Genomic DNA, 18,352 nt, shown 5'->3' with positions numbered 1-18,352 from the left:
ATCCCGAACCCGGAAGCTAAGCCCTTCAGCGCCGATGGGACTGCACCCGTGAGAGGGTGGGGGGGGAGGACACCGCCGAACAACCCTTCCCTTTCAGGGCCACCACACGGTGGCCCTGAAAGCATTTTCAGGGAGGTTTCGGCTGCCGCGCCGGGACCATCAAGCAGACTCGCAGAGTCGTGTGGCAGGCTGGTTGTCTTATGGCAAGCACCGTCACCGAGGTTGCATCGTCGCGGCCTGCATCTACGCCACGTCCCCGCCCATCCAACGAACCGCACCACCGGGATTCCTGGCGCGAGGCCGTTGCGGTCTGGGTGGGTCGACTCCTGATGATCGCGGCCGTCTGGTCGCTGATCTCCATTCCGCTGCGCGGGTCTGTCGTTGCCGAGTTCGGCGCAGACCTCCTCGGGCTGGTCAACATTCCCGCCGAGCCAAGCTTCTTCATGGCCGGGTTCCTGGCCGTGCTGGCCGGTGGTGTCCGCCGGCGGCTCCGGGCGGCGTACCTCTGGTTGGTCGTTCTGTCTGCGGTATCGGTTGCGGCGTCCGTCGCGATGGTCATTCGTGCCCAGGACCGCCCGGAGTTCATCGACGATCTGCGGCTACGCGGGCTGGCCCATGAGTACGCCGTATTCCGCAACAGCGAAGTAACCTCGGTGGTTGTCCTGATCATCGGGGTTGCGGCATTCGTCGTGCTGCTGATGTGCAGGAAACAGTTCCCCGCGCGACTGAGCAAGAACGCGGTCGGTGCCGCGATCGGTGTCCTCATCGGCGGCCTGCTCTTCTCTTTCGTAGTCACCTTCCTGCTGACGCTGCAGTTCCACGGGAGCTTGCGCACGGTCGGTGAGAAGCTGCTGTGGTCCGCGCGATCGACGTTCGGTATTGACTCGAATGCCTCGAACGGCGCGGTTCTCAACGGGCATAACGGCTTGCCGTGGGTGTACGGCCTGGCCGGCGTCCTTTCTGCTCTGGCATTGCTTCTTGCCCTCCTTGTCTTCTACCGCTCGGGCCGGCAGGCCGAGGCCGTCACGGCTGATGAGGAACTGCACATCCGGCGGTTGCTCTTGGAGTACGGCGAGGACGACTCACTGGGTTACTTCGCCACCCGCCGGGACAAGAGTGTGTTGTTCTCCCACGACGGGCTGGCAGCGGTGACCTTCCGCAACGAGGGCAGCGTGAGTCTGGCCAGTGCGGATCCGATCGGACGGCACGACTCCTGGGCAGACGCGGTTGATCAATGGATCAGGCAATGCCGCGAGACGGGTCGCTACCCAGCGGTCCTTTCCTCCTCTGAACGGGGCACGCTCACCTATAAGGCGGCCGGTCTACGCGCCTTCCCCCTCGGTGACGAGGCGATCATCTCGGTGGAGCGCTTCAACCTGAACGGCCCCACGATGCGGCCTGTTCGCCAGGCGGTCCGCCGGGTCGAACGCGCCGGCTACACCACCCAGGTGCGGCGGCACAGCGAACTCAGCCCGGACGAACTGACCCTGATCGCCAAACTGGCCGAGGAATGGCGCGGTGAGGACACCGAGCGGGGATTCTCCATGGCGCTCAACCGGCTGGGTGACCCAGCCGACGGTCGCTGCCTGATCATCACCGCGCACGACACGACGGGGACGATCCGGGGCTTCCTGTCGTTTGTGCCGTGGGGCAGTCGCGGCATCTCCCTGGATCTGATGCGCCGGGACCACGCCGCCGAGAACGGCCTGAACGAATACATGGTGTCTTCACTGGTCGATGCGGCACCAAAACACGGCATCCGGCGTATTTCGCTGAACTTCGCGGTGTTCCGTGAGGTGTTCAGTAACGCCGACCAGGTCAGTGCGGGACCGATCACCAAAGTCACCGATGCAGCGCTGGGCTACGCCTCGAAGTTCTTCCAGATCGAGACGCTCTACCGCAGCAACGACAAGTATCAACCGGATTGGGTGCCGCGGTTGCTGTGCTACGACCCCGCGCTGACCGTGGCCCGTGCCGGTCTGGCCATGGGCACGGCCGAAGGTTTCGTGCCCGTCGTCGGTCCGCGATTCCTGGTGGGTCAGCGCCTCGCTTCGGAGCAGGAGCAACGGTCGGAGCCCGACTTCGTCGCCAAGGTCCACGAGCAGGAAGTCGAGTTGCTGACCGCCCGGCCGCCCGAGCCGGTGCTCAACGAGCAGCAGCGAGTTCGTCGCAACAAGATGGCGCTGTTGGAGAGCGAGGGGCTGCAGCCCTACCCCGTATCGGTGCCGCGCACGCACCGGGTCGCGGATCTTCTGGTGCGCTACGGGGACTTGCCGGCGGATCAGATCACCGACGAGACGGTATCGATCGCCGGCCGTATCCGCGCGGTGCGGGACTTCGGTGGGGTGCTCTTCGCCGTACTCGATGATGAGGACGCCCGGATCCAGGTGATGGTCACGCGCGACGGGACGCCGGAGCAGGTGCGCACCTCCTGGCGCTCAGCGACCGACCTTGGTGACCTGGTCAGCGTGACCGGCCGGATCGCGACCTCCCGCACCGGTGAACTGTCGGTGTTGTTGGAGTCGTGGCAGTTGGCCGCCAAGTGCCTCTCGCCGATCCCGACGCTGGGTACGACGTTGGGCGACGACGTGCGCGCGCGGAACCGGACGTTGGAGTTGCTTGCCGACCCGACCGCGATGGACGTGTTGCGCAAACGGTCGATCGGTGTGCGGTCAATGCGAAAGACCCTGCAGGACCAGGAGTTCCACGAGGTGGAGACTCCCATGCTGCAGACCGTGCACGGCGGTGCGAACGCCCGGCCATTCACGACGCACATCAACGCCTATGACATGGACCTGTATCTGCGGATCGCACCGGAGCTGTTCCTCAAGCGCCTCGCGGTGGGCGGGATGCAACGCGTCTTCGAGGTGGGCCGCAACTTCCGTAACGAAGGCGTCGACGCGAAACACAACCCGGAGTTCACGTCGCTGGAGGCCTATCAGGCGTACGCCGACTACAACGTCATGCGCGAACTGGCCCGGGAGATCATCGTCAACGCCGCGATCGCGATCCACGGCTCGCCGGTTGCGTCACGCAAGCAGGACGACGGAACCCTGGAGCTGATCGACCTGTCCGCGCCGTGGCCGGTCAAACCGGTCTATCAGGCGGTGTCCGAAGCGGTCGGCGTCGAACTGACCACCGCAACGCCCCGGGAGCAGGTAGCGGCGGTGTGCCGGGAGAAGGGTCTGGAACTCGATGACCGGATGACGGCCGGTCAGTTGGTCGCGGAGTTGTACGACGAGTTCGTGGAGGGTCAGACCACCTTCCCGACGTTCTACATCGACTTCCCGGTGGAGACCTCTCCACTGACCCGGGTGCACCGCACCGACCCGAAACTGTCAGAGCGGTGGGACCTGGTGGCCTGGGGCGCCGAACTGGGCACGGCCTACAGCGAACTCATCGACCCCATCGACCAGCGTCGCAGACTCACGCAGCAGTCACTCGCCGCAGCGGCTGGTGACCTGGAGGCCATGGAGGTCGACGAAGACTTCCTGCGAGCGTTGGAGTTGGGGCTTGCTCCCACCGGTGGATTGGGCCTGGGGGTGGACCGGGTGATCATGATGATCGTCGGTGAGCAGATCAAGGCGACCCTGGCCTTCCCGTTCGTGAAGCCGCGTTCGATCGGATGACCCGTCCTCTCATCGGTCTGAGCAGCTACCACGCCGCGGTGGATCGGGGGGTGTGGGTGGCGCAGGACTCCGCCTACTTGACCTACTCCTATGTCGCGAAAGTCGCTGCAGCGGGAGGGATTCCGTTGCTGATCCCACCGATCGACGACGCGGACGAAGAGTGGGCACGCGCCGTACTGGAGACGTTGGATGGGTTGCTGCTCACGGGAGGCGACGACGTGGCGGCCGCCCGGTATGGCCAGGATCCGCATCCGGCGGCCCAGGAGCCGAGCTCGCAGCGGGACGAATGCGAGTTGCTCCTGGCGCGGGTGTCCCGTGACCTCGACCTACCGGTTCTCGGGATCTGCCGCGGGATCCAGGTGATGGCCGTGGCGGCCGGTGGCACGCTGATCCAACACCTACCGGATGACTACTCGAGGGTCGACCATCCTTCGGGCGGCGGCGTTTTCGGCTCCCACCCGGTGCAGATCCTGCCCGGCTCAGTCCTGCACGACCTGCTCGGAGACCGGTTTGAGGTGCCGACCTACCATCACCAAGCGGTGCGTGAGGCGCCGGGCTACGAGATTGCGGCACGCGCCGACGATGGTGTGATTGAAGCAATGGTCGACCCGGGAGCGCGGTGGCGGATCGGGGTGCAGTGGCATCCGGAGGAGGCGAGCGACCTGCGCATCTTCGAGGCCTTCGTTGCTGCGGCTACTGGAAATCGCGCGACTGGGTGACCACAGTGATCGGCAGTGCCTCAATGCGGTCAGCGACCACATTGGTGACCCCTTCCGAGGTGCGCTCCAGGATGCCGCGGATCACCATGGCCGACGCAGTCCGGGCAGTGCGCCGGTAACGCTGCCAAACTCCTTTACTGACAACAACATTCGCCAAACCGGTCTCGTCCTCGAGGTTGAGGAAGGTGATGCCGCTAGCTGTGGCGGGGCGTTGCCGGTGCGTGACGACTCCGGCGACCCGGATGCGCCGTCCTGGTTCGGCTCTGGCCAGGTCGGTGACCCGCAGGACGCCGTCCTTGATCAATTCCTCGCGAGCGTGCCGCATGGGATGGTCGACCGGGCTGATCCCTGTCGACTGCAGGTCGTGGATCAGCACCTCGCCGGTAGTGAGCTCCGGCAGCAACGGTGGTTGGTAGGCCTGCTGCACCGGGAGTTGATCGCTGCGTACGCTGGCCGCGGCCCCTGCCTGCCACAACGCCTCGCGGCGGGTGCCGGCGATCGGCTCCAATGCCCCGGACAGTGAAAGGGCTTCCAATTGATCGGTTTCCAGGTGGCAGCGCCGGGACAGATCGTTCATATCGGTGAAGGGGCGTCGGGCCCGTTCGGCCACGATCCGCTCAGCCAGGTCGGCACCGATGGCGGTGATATCCGCCAGACCCAGGCGCACGGCGTACCCGCAATCTCGTCGGTGACTGGCCGAATCGTCCGGTGCGTCCGGATCGAACGGTGGCATGGCCGCCGGGTCCGCGTCGTGCAGGCAGTCCTGCCTGCCTGGCTGATGGGCACCCGCCACCTGGAGGTCGGCGTACACCCCCGACCGGAGGATGTCGGGGCTGAGCACCTCGACCCCGTGCCGACGCGCGTCATGGGTGAGGGTCTGGGGTGAATAGAACCCCATCGGCTGCGCACGCAGCAGACCCGCCAGGAATGCCGCCGGGTAGTGCAGTTTGAGCCAGGAACTGGCGTAGACCAACACCGCGAAGCTGAGCGAATGCGACTCGGCGAACCCGAAGTTCGCGAACGCCTCGATCTTGGTGTAGATCTCGTTGGCGACTTCGTCGGAGAGGCCGTTGGATTTCATTCCGGCGTAAAGCTTCTCGCGCAACGAATCGATGCGCTCGACCCCTCGTTTGGAGCCCATCGCCCGGCGCAGCAGATCCGCGTCGGCCGACGAACAGTCACCGACAGCCATCGCCATCTGCATCAACTGCTCCTGGAAGAGGGGTACGCCGAGCGTGCGCTCGAGCACCGGCTCCAGCAACGGGTGGGCGTAGGTGATGGGCTCTTCACCGGTGCGCCGGCGGATGTAGGGGTGGACCGCGCCGCCCTGGATCGGACCGGGCCGGATCAGGCCGATCTCGACGGCCAGGTCATAGAAACAGCGTGGTTTCAGCCGGGGCAGGGTGCCGATCTGGGCCCGGCTCTCCACCTGGAAGACGCCGATCGAGTCCGCGCGGCAGAGCATGTCGTAGACGCCGGGTTCCTCCTTGGGAATCGTCTCGATCCGCCAGGTCTCGCCCAGGTGCTGTGCGGTCAGATCGAAGGTGTGCTGCACCGCCGCCAACATCCCCAGGCCGAGCAGGTCGAACTTCACCAGACCCATCCACGCACAGTCGTCCTTATCCCATTGCAGGACAGTGCGATCGGCCATCCGAGCCGGCTCGATGGGGCACACCTCGCTGACCGGTCGGTCGGTGAGGACCATGCCACCGGAGTGGATGCCCAGGTGCCGGGGGAAGCTGAGCACCTGGGTGGCCAGGTCGACGACCTCAGCGGGAATGTCGTGATCAGCGCTGCTGACCTCGGCGCCCCACCGCTCCACCTGGCGGGAGTAGGCATCCTGCTGGCCTTGGCTGTGTCCCAACGCTTTGGCCATATCGCGGACGGCGTTCTTGGGACGGTAGGTGACGACGTTGGCCACTTGGGCGGCGTTACGTCGGCCGTACCGGCGGTAGACGTACTGGATCACTTCTTCGCGGCGCCGGGAGTCGAAGTCCACGTCGATGTCCGGTGCTTCTTCGCGCAGTTCGGATAGGAACCGCTCGAACGGTAGGCCGTAGTAGATCGGGTCGATGACGGTGATGCCGAGGACGTAACAGACCGCCGAGGCCGCAGCACTACCCCGGCCCTGGCACAGGATGCCGCCCCGCTTGGCGAACTGCACGATGTCGTGCACGATCAGGAAGTAGCCCGGGAAGTCCTTGCGCTCGATCACGTCCAGCTCGCGCTCCAGCCGGGCCTTGGCTTCCGCAGTGAGCCTCGGCCACACCCGCGCCGCACCCCGCCAGGTCAGTTCGCGCAGCCAGGACATCGGCGTATGACCCTGCGGCACATCCTGTTTCGGTAACCGGGGACTGGCTGCCCGCAACGGGAACGCACACTCGTCGGCGATCTCGACCGTGCGTTCGATGGCACCCGGGAACCGCGCGAACCGGCTCTGCAACTCCGCGCCGCTTTTGAGGTAGGCCTGTCCGTGGGCGGGTAACCAGCCGTCCAGTTCCTCCAGACTGCGCCGGGAGCGCACCGCCGCCAGGGCCGTGGCGATCCGGAACTGCTCGGGGGTGGCGTAGTGGACCGCGTTGGTCGCCACGACCGGTGTGTTGGTGACCGCGGCAACCTGCGCCAGTTGGTCGCAGCGCACCGAATCGGCGGGGGATCCGTGGTCGGTCAGTTCGACGAAGACGTTGCCGGCGCCGAAGTGCTCCTTGAGGATCTCGACTTCCCGGGTGGCAGCGTCGATCCCGTGACGATCCAGGGCTCGCCGGACAGCGCCCTTGCGGCAGCCGGTGAGCACGACCCAGCTACCCGCCGCCTCGGCCGAGACCCGGGTCAGGTCGTGCACCGGTCGGCCTTTCTCGGCGTCGTGGGCCAGGTGGCCGTCGGTGAGAGCGCGGGACAACGTGCGGTAGCCCGCGCTGCCCTTGGCCAGCACCAGCAGATGATCGCCCTCCGGGTCGGCGACGCCGTTCTGCGGTTTGCCCAGACCGAGGGAGAACTCGGCACCGAAACACGTCCGCAGGTCGACCGCGTCTTCGGCCGACGCGGCGTACGCCTCGGCGGCTTCGGCGAACCGGACCACCCCGTAGAGGCCGTCGTGATCGGTCAACGCCATCCCGTGCAGGCCCAGTCGCGCCGCCTGGGTGATCAGCGCCTCGGGGGAGGCGGCACCGTCCAGGAAGCTGTAGTGCGAGTGGGCGTGCAATTCGGCGTAGGGCACGCTTGGTCCGTGGGCCACCTCGAGGGCGCGTGCTGTGAACGCAGCCCGTTTGCGGGAGAAGCCGGGCGCATCACCGCCGTCGGCGGGATACGCCTTGGCTCGCGGTTCGGGCCGGATCCCCTGGGACAGAGCGCGTTCCAGCTGCCACCAAGGGATCGCCGGATTATTGAAGCCCATGGGTCACCTCAGTCATAGCGCGCCTCGGCCCACCACTGCCCAGCAGCGTGCAGCACCAACCAGGCCTGCTGGTGGTCATCGACCAGTTGGAAACGATGCAGCGGTTTCTGGTCGGTCTTGGCGCGTCGCCACCACCGGCCGTTCACCGGCCACGGTCCGGCCCACGCGGTGATCCGGCCAGATACGCCTCCCGGCCACTGCGCACTGGTCGGGACACCCGTGAGGACCCCGCGATCGCTGATCGACAACGAGGTGCCGCGCTCGGTCAGCACCCGCATCGCCTGGGCTTCACGGAAGACAACGGAGGGGGCGGGGCCGGGCACGGTGTCCGGCCACGGCTGCTCCAGGCGTCGCACCGCTCGATCGGGAGTGGCTTGCCCGAACGGCGAAAAAGCTTGTCGTTCATGCAACATCCGTCCGCCGACAACACTGCCGACGAGTACCGCGTCATAACCCAGCCGGTGCTGCAAGCCAGTGAGCGTGTGCAGTACATGGTCGTCAGGTCGATCCCCCCATAGGCCCTGGCTGTGCTGCACGGCGGCGTCCAGTTCGGTGGCGGCGATCTCGATCAGGGTGATCGGCCGGTGGCTCTTCTTGCCCAGGTCGGTCAACTGCCACTGCACGCGGTCGAGGATCTCCCGGGCGCCCAGATGCCACGGGTGGCGCCACTCGCGTTCGTGGATCTCACCGGCGCTCTCCCGGGGTCCGGGCTCGTGATGGGTGATGATCCGGATGCCGGTGCACACCAAGGATCCGTCGTTGATGCGAGCGCTGAGTTGCTCGACGGCAGAACCACATTCGCTGACGATGACCTCGATGGCATCGGAGGGTTCCTCCAGCACGATGCGGGCGGCGAGTTCGTCGGGGGCGGTGCGCGGGTTCAGGATCGGCGCATCGAGTCCACAGGCCAACTGGTGGGCGCGCAACCCGGACGCGCCGAACCGGTCGAGTACCTGTTCGCGGGGCAACCCGGCCAGGGCTCCGATCGTGCGAATGCCCATGCGGCGCAACACGTTCGCCATCTTGGGGTCGCCGGCGGCTTCGGCGATGACTGTGACGGGAAGGTCGGCGAGGAGACCGGGGGAGCCACCGGGCGGCACGACCTCCACATCCTGGTACGCCGCCTGTTCTGCTGCGAAGAGACCGTCAGCCACCGCGACGCGAACCTCAGGTGCCCCGTCAGGATGGGCTCGGCGTACGGCGATCTGCAGCTCCTGCGCCGCCCTCGCCTCGGACCCGTAGAAGCGGGCCGCCCCGCCGGCCCGGACGGCCGCGACACCGGGCCGGACCAGATGCACACTCGGGACCACGTCAGCCATGGCCCGCAGGATGGGCTCGAAGGCACGCTGCTCCGCATCCGGATCATGTTGCAGGACAACTAGATCCGGGCATCGGTGTTGTGCCTGGCGCAGACGGTCGCCGGGCCGGATACCTTCGTCGCGCGCGGCCGCTGAACACGCGACCACGGCTCCCTTGGCCACCAACGCCATTGGTGCCTCGGTCGGGACACGGTGGATCATCCGGGCGGCGAGCACCGGCCACTGGGGGCACCAGACCAGCATGACGCGGACCGGTTGGGGTGCCGGCTTCACGTCAGCCACCGACGATTTTGAGGATGCAGCGGATTCTGAGGATCGTTCGGCGCGCAGCCGTCCTCAGAAAGCTCGATCTCCTCAGAATTGGTGATCCTCACGTCAGCTCCAGGTGCACGCTGCGGGTCCGGTGCCGCTCGGTGATGTCCAGTCGCACGTGTCGACGAGTCAGGTAGCCGCGGCCTTCACCGATACCGTCCCAACGCTCGGTGTGCGCGTGCACCTGCGCCATGGATCCGGCCGGCCAGCGACCCAGCACGACCACGGTCGCGCGACGATCGCGCAGGCGGGCCACCAGACGGTTCAACTCCGCCGGGGCGATCCGCGGTGGTGCGGGGGTGATCACCAGGTCGACCGCTTCGATCAGGGTGGCGATCACCTGCGTCCAGTCCTGACCGCCGGTCGGCAGCAGGATCAGCCGGTCCAGATCGATACCCCACCCGGCGGCGGCTTCGATACCCAGGTCGGGGATGCCGACCACGCCCGCCCAGCCCCCGGCTTCACTGGCTCCGGCGATCAAACCCAGAGCCACCGTGAGAGAGCCGGTCAGGTGATAGATGCCACCGCGGCGCAGGCCGCCGGGGAAGGCCGATGCCAGAATCGGGTGCACCGGCAGGTTGCCGCGCGGTGGCCTAGATGTTCCACTGAGGTGCTCGATCGGATCCAGCGGGCGTACGTCGGCCGGGCGCACCGCGGGGGCGCGATCGGTGACGGGAGCCGGTTGGAGCATTCTCCGATCATCGAACACTTGTTCGAACGATGCAACCCGCGTCGGCGTGTCTGCCTGGTAACGATCAGGACATCGGTGACACGCGACCCAACGGCTCACTGCGCTAGCCGCGAAGCGGGTAGACGGTCCTATGTCGATCGTCAGCAGCGACCGTTCAATCTGTACAAAACGTACAATTAAGAGTATTTGGCTATCATGGACGCCATGAGCGAGATCACCGTGAGCGATGCCCGAGCACGACTGGCTGATGTTGTGGATGCCGCGCGGGTGGGGCACGACCCGGTGTATCTCACTCGTCGGGGGCGACGGGTGGCGGCGGTGATCGACGCGGATGATCTTGACCGGCTGATCGAAGCCGCCGAGGATCTGGCGGACATCGAGGCTGTCCGTGCTGCCCGCGCTGAGATCGCCGACGGTGAAGCGACCATCCCGTGGGAGCAGGTCAAGGTAGACCTTGGCCTGGCATGACGTATCGGGTGCAGGTGGCGCCAGCGGCGCTCCGCCAACTGCGCAAACTTGACCCTCCTGCGCGGCGACGTGTCCAAGCTGCCATTGAACTGCTGCGGGATGAGCCGAGACCGAACGGCGCTAGGAAGCTCGTCGGCGGCGAGGGTGAATGGCGAGTCCGGACCGGCGACTACCGCATCGTGTACGAAATCAACGACAACGTCCTGGTGGTCCTGGTACTAGCAGTCGGCCACCGGCGCGACATCTACGAACGGCGCTGAGAGTCAGTTGGAGGAGTCAGCCAGGTACTGGTTGGCGCATTCCATGATGTAGCTCAACTGCTGCCGGGTCTGCTCGATGACGTGCAGTTGCTCGCCCAGCCGGGCGTACTCGGACTGCAGGATCGCGACGGATTCGCGCGTGACCTGTGTCGAAGGGGCATCGACGCATGGCAGCAACGACGCAATCACCGCGCTCGACAAACCCGCCGAATACAACTGCCGCAGCAGGCGAACCCGGTCCACAGCGTCCTTGTCGTAGACGCGATGGGTGCCTCCGTGGCTGCGCTCGGCGGTCAGCAGACCCTGCTCCTCGTAGTAGCGCAGCGAGCGGACGCTGGCGCCCGTCGTACGGGCCAACTCACCGATGCGCATGGTGACTCTCCTCACAAACGGTTGAAACTGACATCGATGTCAGATTCTACGCTGAGGCGAGAGCGCCCATCGGGGCGAAGAAGAGAGAAGGAAAAGCCATGCGGGCAGTGCAATACGACCGGTTCGGTGATTCGAGCGTGCTCACGATCGCCGAGCGCGACGAGCCCCACGCGGGCCCGGGTTCCGTGCGCATCCGCGTAGCGGCCGCCAGCATCAACCCGATCGATCGACTGCTGAGAGCAGGGGCGCTGCAAGAGATTCTTCCCCTCGAGCTACCCGCGGTGCCGGGCCGGGATGCCGCCGGCGTCGTGGACGAGGTCGGTGCCGGAGTCACCGATGTCGCGATCGGTGACCGGGTTTTCGGGCTGGGTGGGCTCAGTGACACGACTGCGGAGTACGCCGTGTTGACGGCCTGGGCGCCGACCCCCGCCGCCTGGAGCGACGAGCAGGCCGCCGCGGCAGGCCTGGCCTCGGTCACCGCGTGGCGGGCACTGGAGGCGCTCGGTGAACCCAAGAACGCCACGATCCTCATCGGTGGCGCCGCCGGGGCGGTCGGTGGTGCGGCCGCCGCGTTCGCACTCGCCGACGGCAACCAGGTCATCGGGACCGCGAGCCCGCGCAACCACCAACGCCTGCGAGAACTTGGCGTTATCCCGATCGCCTACGGAGAAGGTCTGGTCGATCGCGTGCGCGAAATCGCCTCTGCAGGTGTCGATTACGCCATCGACGCGGCGGGAGCCGGCTCGCTCCCGGATCTCGTCGAGCTGACCGGGCGGCCCGACAACGTCGTGACCGTGGTCGACCACCAAACAGCGGCTGAGCTCGGTGTGAAGTCCGCCAACGCCGACAATGACGCAGCCCTGCTGCGGCGCGCCGCTGACCTCGCGGGGTCCTACACGCCGTACGTCAATGAGGTCCTGCCCTTCGCAGACGCGGCCGAGGCGCACGCGCGATCCGAAGCCGGCGGCGGCAAGATCGTCCTGCGGATCGACTCCGGCACCTGACCCGCGGGACCCGTCAGGCGGCCGGCTGCTGGTCGACGTGCACCAGTCCGGCAATGAAGGCGGCCCGTTGGGTCCGGGCGGCGTCCGGCAGGTGATTGCCGCCCCCGCAGGTGCACTGCCAGGTCCAGTGCTGCGGAGCGGCGCGATGGATCCTCGCGTGATGAACCGTCGTGCGGATCAATGAGATCGCCATGATCCTCTCCCTTCCTCCAACCGTCAGGAGTCGCAACGTCCTGTTACAAGACAGTTCGGAGCGAGGAATCCACCGGATCACTGTGTCGGGAGAAATCCTTCCTTCCCTCCGGAGCCGATGAGGAGTTTGCTGCTAGAGGTAATCCTCGCCCGACAAAGGAGTCGCCATGCCCCGCCTGCGCAGCATCGTCCTCACTACCGTCATCGCCAGTGTCACTGGACTGGGCTTGGTGCCCACCGCTGATGCAGCAACCGTGCGATATGTCGCCCTGGGCGACTCCTACTCCTCGGGGGTCGGCGCCGGAAGTTACCTCTCCAGCAGTGGCGATTGCGACCGAAGTACGAACGCCTACTCCGCCCTCTGGGCCACGGCGAACCACCCCACGTCGTACGTCTCGGTCGCCTGCTCGGGCGCGAAGACCACTGACGTTCTGAGCAACCAGGTCTCGGCGCTGTCCTCCAGCACCACGCTGGTCAGCATCACCATCGGCGGCAACGACGAGAACTTCGCCGGGATCATGCAGGACTGCAACCTCAAGGGCACAACGACCTGCGTCAACGAGATCAACGCCGCCAAAGCCGACGCCACCGCGAACCTGCCCGGCAAGCTGGCGAAGGTCTACACCGCGATCAAAGGCAAAGCACCCAATGCCCACGTCGTCGTGCTCGGCTACCCCGACTTCTACGACCTGGACAAGTCCTGCATCGGCCTCAGCCAGTCGTCACGGACCGCGATTGACAGCGGCATCGACCTGCTCGACTCGCTGACGAAAACCGCTGCCAGCAAAGCAGGTTTCACCTTCGGCGATGTGCGCTCGACGTTCAGAGGACACGAGATCTGCGACTCCGGTCGCTGGCTGCACTCGGTGAATCTGCTGGACATCGAGGAGTCCTACCACCCGACCGCCACCGGTCAGAAGTCCGGCTATCTACCGGTCTTCAGCGCCAAGGCGTAACGCTCACAAGTCCCGGTAGAACTCGGCGGCCCAGCCGACCGGGCGAAATCCCATCGCGTCGTTGACCGCGATCATCGGTGCGTTCGACTCCGCGTTCCAGGTGCGCACGTACGGCGCGTCCGGGAACGCCTCCTGCATCGCTCGCGCTGTGCGCACTTTGAGTGCCATTCCCAAATGGTGTCCGCGATGCTCGCGATCCACCAGCGTGCCCCATTGATAGACCCGGCCACCGTCGGTCGCCGCGTGCACCAGATCGGTGTAGCCCACCGGCTCGCCGTCCGGCGCCATCGCCAGGGTGGTGATCCGGGTGCGCCCCTGCTGCTCCAACTCGGCCTCCTGGTCGCGGATGCGCCGCTCGTCCCACACCTCCACCTCGGGCACGTGCTCACCGGTGGGCGCCTCAGTCTCGACCTCGCCCACCAAGCGGCCGTACCCCGGCAGCACGTCCTGCGGTGCGGCGCCCGTCCACGTGCGGAACGTGTAGCCCGCGTGGTACGTGGCCGCCTCGCGTTCAAGATCATCCAGTACGTCGATCGGTACCGGCAGGTCGAGCACGCGCTGGACTTCCAGCTGGCTGACGTGGAATCCCGTGGCTGCAGCGAATTGCCTTCCAGGAGAGGCAGATCCGGCCCGCCCATCGTCGTACGACCACTGCAACCACGCGATCGCCCGGGTGCGGTCGGCAGCACGCGCCTCGCGCAACAGGTCCTCCAGCAACGCCGTCCCGATACCCTGCCGCCGTGCCTCCGGCACGACCGCCACGCCCACGTCGGCGACGGACGTGTTGTCCAACAACGGCAACCCGGCGGCGCCTACTCCGACAACCGCACCATCGAGGCGCACCTGCCGCAGGATCCGCCGGGCTGCATGCTCGGAGCTGCGCAGCATCGCCATCGTCTCCGGCAGCGAGTAGGAGGTGTGAAAGGCGAAGTCGTGTTCTTCAGCGCGGTTGCGAGCGGCGTGGAACGCTTCGATCGCCGCATCAGAGGTCAGGTCCAGCGGTTCGATGACGAAGCTCACGGCGTGAGTGTGCCTCGTCTACAGCGCTGGTGCCACTGGGTTTCCCGCCCGGCCAAAGCGATGCGTCAGGATGGGGCCGTCAGCCACGGAGGGGAGAGATGGGTCATGCAGCGTCAGGCGCCGCGCGTCGTACTGCCGACCAGCCTCGACCGGCTGTTCCCGGCCCGGCTGCGTGACCACGACGATGACGACCCGGTCGGCCCGCTGTGGCGCGCGGCCCAGATCTTCCGGTTCGCTTCGTATCTCTACGCCTTGGGTTTCCAGATCGGGATCACTCACGACCTGGTCCGACCCGGCGTCACGTGGGCCCTGTTCGCCGTACTGACCCTCGCGAACCTATGGTGGGCAGCCGGGTACCTGGTCGGCTTCGGGCGGCACTGGTGGTTCGTGGCCGTCGAACTGGCGGTCTGCGTCGTGATGATGGGATCCACGGCGTACGTCGCGGACGCCGCTTGGATCGACCAGAACCAGACCTGGCCGACGACTCTGTGGATGGCCAACGCAGTGGTCTCCGCGGCGCTGCTCGGCGGTCCGCTCGTCGGGATGGGTGCCGGCGTCGTGATCGCGTTGGCCAACTACTGGGTGAAGGGCTATTTCGTCTGGAACTTCGGCAGAAACGCGACCACGGTCCTGCTGCTCACGGCAGGGATGGCCATCGGGTTGGCGGCAGCACGGGCGCGGGCCACACATCAGCAGCTGACCGCGGCCATCCGGACCGCCGCGCAGGCCGGTGAACGGGAGCGGTTGGCGCGCGAGGTCCACGACGGTGTCTTGCAGGTCCTGGCGCTGGTCGCGCGGCGCGCACCCGAACTCGGCGGTGACGGACCGCAGTTGGGCGCCCTGGCCGCCCAGCAGGAGCAGCGGCTGCGTCGGCTCGTGGCGGACGGTGAACAGCCGCCCCCACCGGTCGGGGCCGAGGACCTCGGGGCGTTGCTTCGCTCGTTCACCGCGGACGGCGTCTCGGTCAGTTGTCCGGGCGAGCCGGTGACCGTGCCGGTCGGAACCGCGCGCGAGATCGGCGCAGCGGTCCGAAACCTGCTGGACAACACCCAGCAGCACGCCGGCCCCGGAGCGCGCAGCTTCGTTTTGCTGGAGGACCTCGACCAGCACGTCGTTGTCACCGTCCGCGATGACGGAGCCGGGATCGCGGACGGTCGCCTGGACCACGCGCAGGCAGAAGGCAGGATGGGCGTCAGTCGCTCCGTCGTCGGCCGGATCGAAGCGCTTGGTGGCCGGGCGCAGCTGACGTCCGCTCCGGGTGAAGGCACCGAGTGGGAACTGACCGTGCCGACGGCAGGAGAGCCGCGCTGATGACCGATTCCACTGCACAGCAGACTGATTCAGTGATCCGGGTGATGATCGTTGACGATCACCCGATGTGGCGCGAAGGTGTCGCCCGTGATCTCACGGATGAGGGTTTCGACGTAGTGGCGACGGCCGACGGGGTCCGGTCGGCCGCCGTACGGGCCGCGGCGGTGGACTTCGATGTCGTGCTGATGGATATGCACCTGGCCGACGGCACCGGTGCGCAGGCCATCGCCGAGGTCCTGGCTGCATGCCCCGCGGCGAACGCCCTCGTCCTGTCCGCATCCGACGAACGCGACGACGTCCTGGAAGCGATCAAAGCCGGCGCCACCGGCTATCTGGTCAAGAGCGCCCAGCGCTCCGAGTTGGTCGCGGCGGTCCGGGCTACCGCACATGGTCAGGCGGTGTTCACCCCCGGGCTGGCCGGATTGGTCCTGGGGGAGTACCGCCGGATCGCGCGTTCTCCCGGTCCCGAGACCCCCGTGCTCACCGAGCGCGAGACCGAGGTGCTGCGCGAGGTCGCCAAGGGTCTGTCGTCGCGACTGATCGCGAAGCGACTGGGGATCAGTGTGCGGACCGTTGAGAACCATGTCGGCGCCGCGCTGCGCAAACTGCAACTCGCCAACCGGGTCGAACTGACCCGCTACGCCATCGAGCACGGGCTGGACTCCGAGTAGCCGCACGGCCGATTACCCACGACCGGTGAGTAGTTCTACGCATGTCTGACGCAGCATCCCCGGCGAGGCTCGAGACATGGCTACTCCAACCTTTCCCGAGAACACTCCCGCTGCTGCTGTGAAGCAGATCCGCGCGCACCTTGCGGACATCTCCACCCGCGTGACCTGGGTCGGTGCAGAACTCGAGGCCCTCGATGAACTCATCGATGCGCAGGCCCAGCAGACGCCTGCGCCGTCGCCTCCCATGGCGGCTCCGACGGCGCCTCCCGTCGCGCCGCTCGCACCGCCGGTCGCGCCGGTCAAATCCAACCAGCCGCGCAACTTCTCCCCTCCGCGCACCGCTCCGGTCCCGCCGCCGGCTGCCCCGCCACCGCAGGACGTGTGGTCCCTTCCTCACCCCACGCCCCACTCCCCCCCCGCGTTCTCCGAGCGGGTCGCGGCTGCCGCTGAGCGCGGTCTGGTCGGCAAAGTCCTCGGCGGCGCCGGTGTCGCCATCACCCTCATCGGTGTCGTGCTGCTGTTGTTGCTGGCCGCGCAGGCCGGTCTGCTGAGCCCGTGGATCCGCGTGGCCGGTGGTGCAGTCCTGGCCGCCACCCTGTTCGGTGCCGGTCTTCGCGTCGGTCGTGACACCAAGCGCCGCTCCGGTGCCATCACCCTGGTGGCGACCGGTGTCGCCGCCGCGCTGTTCGATGTCCTGGCCGCCACCGCGATCTATCACTGGTTGGCGCCGATCGCCGGTCTGGCCGTCGCCGCTGTGGTGGCCGCAGGCGGCTTCGTCGTCGCCCATCGGTGGAACAGCCAACCGCTCGGCCTGATGGTCGGAATCCCGCTGTTCGCCCTGGCCCCTGCGGTCACCGGCGGCATCAACGAACTGCTGGTGGGCTTCCTGCTGACCTACGCTGCCGCCACCCTCTGGATCCAGCTGGGTCGGGACTGGTCCGCGACGTACGTCGTGAACACCGTCGTCTGCACCGCGCCGCTACTTGCTCTGGCGGGCACCACCGTCGCGGACAGCGTCTTCGCAAGCAGCCTGGAGACCGCCGACACCCGACTGGTCGCTCTCCTGGCCGGCCTGAACGTGCTGCTGGCCGTGGGTTCAGCCGTCGCCCTGTTGCGCACCTCGTCGCGTCCCACTGTCCTGGCCCTGACCGCGACCGCATCGTTGCTGCCGGTCATCCCGCTGACCATTGAACGCTTCGACCGGTATCCCGGCGTCATCGTCCTGGCCGGAGCAGCTCTCCTGCTGGCCGCGTTGGCCGTCAGTGGACGACAGCTTCCCGGCGTGACTCACACCGTTCGCGTCATCTGGCTCGCGACCAGTGCGGTGTGCCTGCCCGTCGGCTTCGGCGCGATCCTGCGAGGCAATTCGTTTGCTATCGCGCTGGCCGCCAGCGCGGTGGTGCTCGGTGCGGGGTCGCTGGTCGGCCGGGATCTGAGCGTTCCGCTGCGGATCGCCGCCAGCACCTTCGCCGGGCTGGCCGCCCTCGTCTCCCTGTCCGAACACCCGGCGGCGCGCCTGGTCCACTCCACCGACCTTCCGGTCGCCGTCCGGCTGAACCTGGTGATCGTGGACGTGCTGCTCGTGGCCGCGGTTGTCGTCCTTGGCTGGTCCTGGATGCGGGTTGTCACAGACAGCGAGCGCGTGCTGGTGGGCACCGGCACGGCACTCACAGTCCTGGCCCTGACGACTGCGTTCCTGGTCGACCTGGGCGGCGCGCTGGCCCCTGGTGATGCCGGGTTCCGCGCCGGCCACACTGCGGCGACGATCACCTGGGCGACTGCAGCGGCGGCTGGACTGGTGTGGGCACGTCGCCACACCGGAACTGCTCGCACGATGACCGTCACCGTGAGCCTGTCCGTCATCGCCCTGGCGGTGGCCAAGTTGTTCCTGTTCGACATGGCGACACTCGACGGGGTGTTCCGGGTCCTCGCGTTCATCGTGGTGGGACTGCTGTTGCTGACGCTCGGCGTTGTCTACGCCCAGTCGCTCACACCACGAGAGGACCGCACGCACGACGCCATCGCACACTGACG

15 protein-coding genes are annotated in these 18,352 nt (G+C 67.1%); 9 read left to right on the top strand and 6 right to left on the bottom strand.

Going from position 1 to position 18,352, the window contains the following annotated elements; translation table 11 throughout:
• Nucleotides 1-200 precede the first annotated feature (200 nt).
• Together lysX and AZH51_RS05960 are read left to right on the top strand one after the other, a co-directional pair.
• Entirely contained in the window at nucleotides 201-3,629 is a 3,429-nt protein-coding gene (lysX, locus tag AZH51_RS05965; RefSeq protein WP_291522338.1) for a bifunctional lysylphosphatidylglycerol synthetase/lysine--tRNA ligase LysX, read from the top strand.
• Entirely contained in the window at nucleotides 3,626-4,348 is a 723-nt protein-coding gene (locus AZH51_RS05960; RefSeq protein WP_291522336.1) for a gamma-glutamyl-gamma-aminobutyrate hydrolase family protein, read from the top strand. Before lysX ends, AZH51_RS05960 begins: the two co-directional genes overlap by 4 nt.
• On the opposite strand, the gene AZH51_RS05955 is transcribed toward AZH51_RS05960, so the two are convergent.
• The 3 genes from AZH51_RS05955 to AZH51_RS05945 all read right to left on the bottom strand — a co-directional run bounded on the left by AZH51_RS05955 (nucleotide 4,323) and on the right by AZH51_RS05945 (nucleotide 10,064).
• A complete protein-coding gene (locus AZH51_RS05955) occupies nucleotides 4,323-7,742 on the bottom strand; it encodes an error-prone DNA polymerase (protein ID WP_291522335.1) in 3,420 nt (1,139 codons plus the stop codon). The two genes, AZH51_RS05960 and AZH51_RS05955, sit on opposite strands and share 26 nt — an antisense overlap.
• An 8-nt stretch (nucleotides 7,743-7,750) precedes the next feature.
• Entirely contained in the window at nucleotides 7,751-9,343 is a 1,593-nt protein-coding gene (locus tag AZH51_RS05950; protein ID WP_291522333.1) for a DNA polymerase Y family protein, read from the bottom strand.
• Nucleotides 9,344-9,431: 88 nt separating this feature from the next.
• The gene (locus AZH51_RS05945) at nucleotides 9,432-10,064 is read right to left on the bottom strand and encodes a hypothetical protein (RefSeq protein WP_291522331.1); all 633 of its coding nucleotides are present in this window, start codon (nucleotides 10,062-10,064) and stop codon (nucleotides 9,432-9,434) included.
• A 204-nt stretch (nucleotides 10,065-10,268) separates the two neighbouring features.
• Between AZH51_RS05945 and AZH51_RS05940 the strand changes: the two genes are divergently transcribed.
• On the top strand, nucleotides 10,269-10,532 hold the full coding sequence (locus AZH51_RS05940; RefSeq protein WP_291522330.1) for a type II toxin-antitoxin system Phd/YefM family antitoxin: 264 nt from the start codon (nucleotides 10,269-10,271) through the stop codon (nucleotides 10,530-10,532).
• Complete coding sequence (locus AZH51_RS05935; RefSeq protein ID WP_291522328.1) at nucleotides 10,529-10,792, top strand: type II toxin-antitoxin system RelE/ParE family toxin; 264 nt, start codon at nucleotides 10,529-10,531, stop codon at nucleotides 10,790-10,792. Before AZH51_RS05940 ends, AZH51_RS05935 begins: the two co-directional genes overlap by 4 nt.
• Before the next feature lie 3 nt (nucleotides 10,793-10,795).
• On the opposite strand, the gene AZH51_RS05930 is transcribed toward AZH51_RS05935, so the two are convergent.
• Nucleotides 10,796-11,164, bottom strand: a complete 369-nt coding sequence (locus AZH51_RS05930; RefSeq protein WP_291522326.1) for a MerR family transcriptional regulator — start codon at nucleotides 11,162-11,164, stop codon at nucleotides 10,796-10,798.
• Nucleotides 11,165-11,262: 98 nt separating this feature from the next.
• On the opposite strand from AZH51_RS05930, the gene AZH51_RS05925 reads away from it, so the two are divergent.
• Nucleotides 11,263-12,168 carry an NADP-dependent oxidoreductase gene (locus AZH51_RS05925; RefSeq protein WP_291522324.1) on the top strand — a complete coding sequence of 302 codons (906 nt, stop codon included), beginning with the start codon at nucleotides 11,263-11,265 and terminating at the stop codon, nucleotides 12,166-12,168.
• Between the two features lie 13 nt (nucleotides 12,169-12,181).
• Here AZH51_RS05925 and AZH51_RS05920 read toward each other — a convergent pair whose 3' ends face one another.
• Nucleotides 12,182-12,361: a hypothetical protein gene (locus AZH51_RS05920; protein ID WP_291522323.1), complete on the bottom strand. Its 180-nt coding sequence runs from the start codon at nucleotides 12,359-12,361 to the stop codon at nucleotides 12,182-12,184.
• Between the two features lie 166 nt (nucleotides 12,362-12,527).
• Here AZH51_RS05920 and AZH51_RS05915 point away from each other — a divergent pair, with 166 nt between their 5' ends.
• Nucleotides 12,528-13,316, top strand: a complete 789-nt coding sequence (locus AZH51_RS05915) for an SGNH/GDSL hydrolase family protein (RefSeq protein WP_291522320.1) — start codon at nucleotides 12,528-12,530, stop codon at nucleotides 13,314-13,316.
• A gap of 3 nt (nucleotides 13,317-13,319) precedes the next feature.
• Here AZH51_RS05915 and AZH51_RS05910 read toward each other — a convergent pair whose 3' ends face one another.
• A complete protein-coding gene (locus AZH51_RS05910; RefSeq protein ID WP_291522318.1) occupies nucleotides 13,320-14,336 on the bottom strand; it encodes a GNAT family N-acetyltransferase in 1,017 nt (338 codons plus the stop codon).
• Nucleotides 14,337-14,441: 105 nt separating this feature from the next.
• Here AZH51_RS05910 and macS point away from each other — a divergent pair, with 105 nt between their 5' ends.
• The 3 genes from macS to AZH51_RS05895 all read left to right on the top strand — a co-directional run bounded on the left by macS (nucleotide 14,442) and on the right by AZH51_RS05895 (nucleotide 18,350).
• Entirely contained in the window at nucleotides 14,442-15,647 is a 1,206-nt protein-coding gene (gene macS / locus AZH51_RS05905; protein WP_291522316.1) for an ATP-binding protein, read from the top strand.
• Nucleotides 15,647-16,318, top strand: coding sequence for a response regulator transcription factor (locus AZH51_RS05900; RefSeq protein WP_291522314.1), 672 nt, complete (start codon nucleotides 15,647-15,649; stop codon nucleotides 16,316-16,318). Before macS ends, AZH51_RS05900 begins: the two co-directional genes overlap by 1 nt.
• A 76-nt stretch (nucleotides 16,319-16,394) precedes the next feature.
• The gene (locus tag AZH51_RS05895) at nucleotides 16,395-18,350 is read left to right on the top strand and encodes a DUF2339 domain-containing protein (protein WP_291522312.1); all 1,956 of its coding nucleotides are present in this window, start codon (nucleotides 16,395-16,397) and stop codon (nucleotides 18,348-18,350) included.
• Nucleotides 18,351-18,352 lie beyond the last annotated feature (2 nt).

Origin of the sequence: Branchiibius sp. NY16-3462-2 (assembly GCF_001594145.1) — a bacterium.
Classification (GTDB): Bacteria; Actinomycetota; Actinomycetes; order Actinomycetales; family Dermatophilaceae; genus Branchiibius.
Note: the sequence above shows the minus strand (reverse complement) of the source record. Positions and strands in the feature narration are given on the sequence as shown.

Bases quoted from the DNA above. Each gene is read 5' to 3' on its own strand.
- lysX (WP_291522338.1), top strand. From the start codon at position 201: ATGGCAAGCACCGTCACCGAGGTTGCATCGTCGCGGCCTGCATCTACG.
- AZH51_RS05960 (WP_291522336.1), top strand. From the start codon at position 3,626: ATGACCCGTCCTCTCATCGGTCTGAGCAGCTACCACGCCGCGGTGGAT.
- AZH51_RS05955 (WP_291522335.1), bottom strand. From the start codon at position 7,742: ATGGGCTTCAATAATCCGGCGATCCCTTGGTGGCAGCTGGAACGCGCT.
- AZH51_RS05945 (WP_291522331.1), bottom strand. From the start codon at position 10,064: ATGCTCCAACCGGCTCCCGTCACCGATCGCGCCCCCGCGGTGCGCCCG.
- AZH51_RS05940 (WP_291522330.1), top strand. From the start codon at position 10,269: ATGAGCGAGATCACCGTGAGCGATGCCCGAGCACGACTGGCTGATGTT.
- AZH51_RS05935 (WP_291522328.1), top strand. From the start codon at position 10,529: ATGACGTATCGGGTGCAGGTGGCGCCAGCGGCGCTCCGCCAACTGCGC.
- AZH51_RS05930 (WP_291522326.1), bottom strand. From the start codon at position 11,164: ATGCGCATCGGTGAGTTGGCCCGTACGACGGGCGCCAGCGTCCGCTCG.
- AZH51_RS05925 (WP_291522324.1), top strand. From the start codon at position 11,263: ATGCGGGCAGTGCAATACGACCGGTTCGGTGATTCGAGCGTGCTCACG.
- AZH51_RS05920 (WP_291522323.1), bottom strand. From the start codon at position 12,361: ATGGCGATCTCATTGATCCGCACGACGGTTCATCACGCGAGGATCCAT.
- AZH51_RS05915 (WP_291522320.1), top strand. From the start codon at position 12,528: ATGCCCCGCCTGCGCAGCATCGTCCTCACTACCGTCATCGCCAGTGTC.
- macS (WP_291522316.1), top strand. From the start codon at position 14,442: ATGCAGCGTCAGGCGCCGCGCGTCGTACTGCCGACCAGCCTCGACCGG.
- AZH51_RS05900 (WP_291522314.1), top strand. From the start codon at position 15,647: ATGACCGATTCCACTGCACAGCAGACTGATTCAGTGATCCGGGTGATG.
- AZH51_RS05895 (WP_291522312.1), top strand. From the start codon at position 16,395: ATGGCTACTCCAACCTTTCCCGAGAACACTCCCGCTGCTGCTGTGAAG.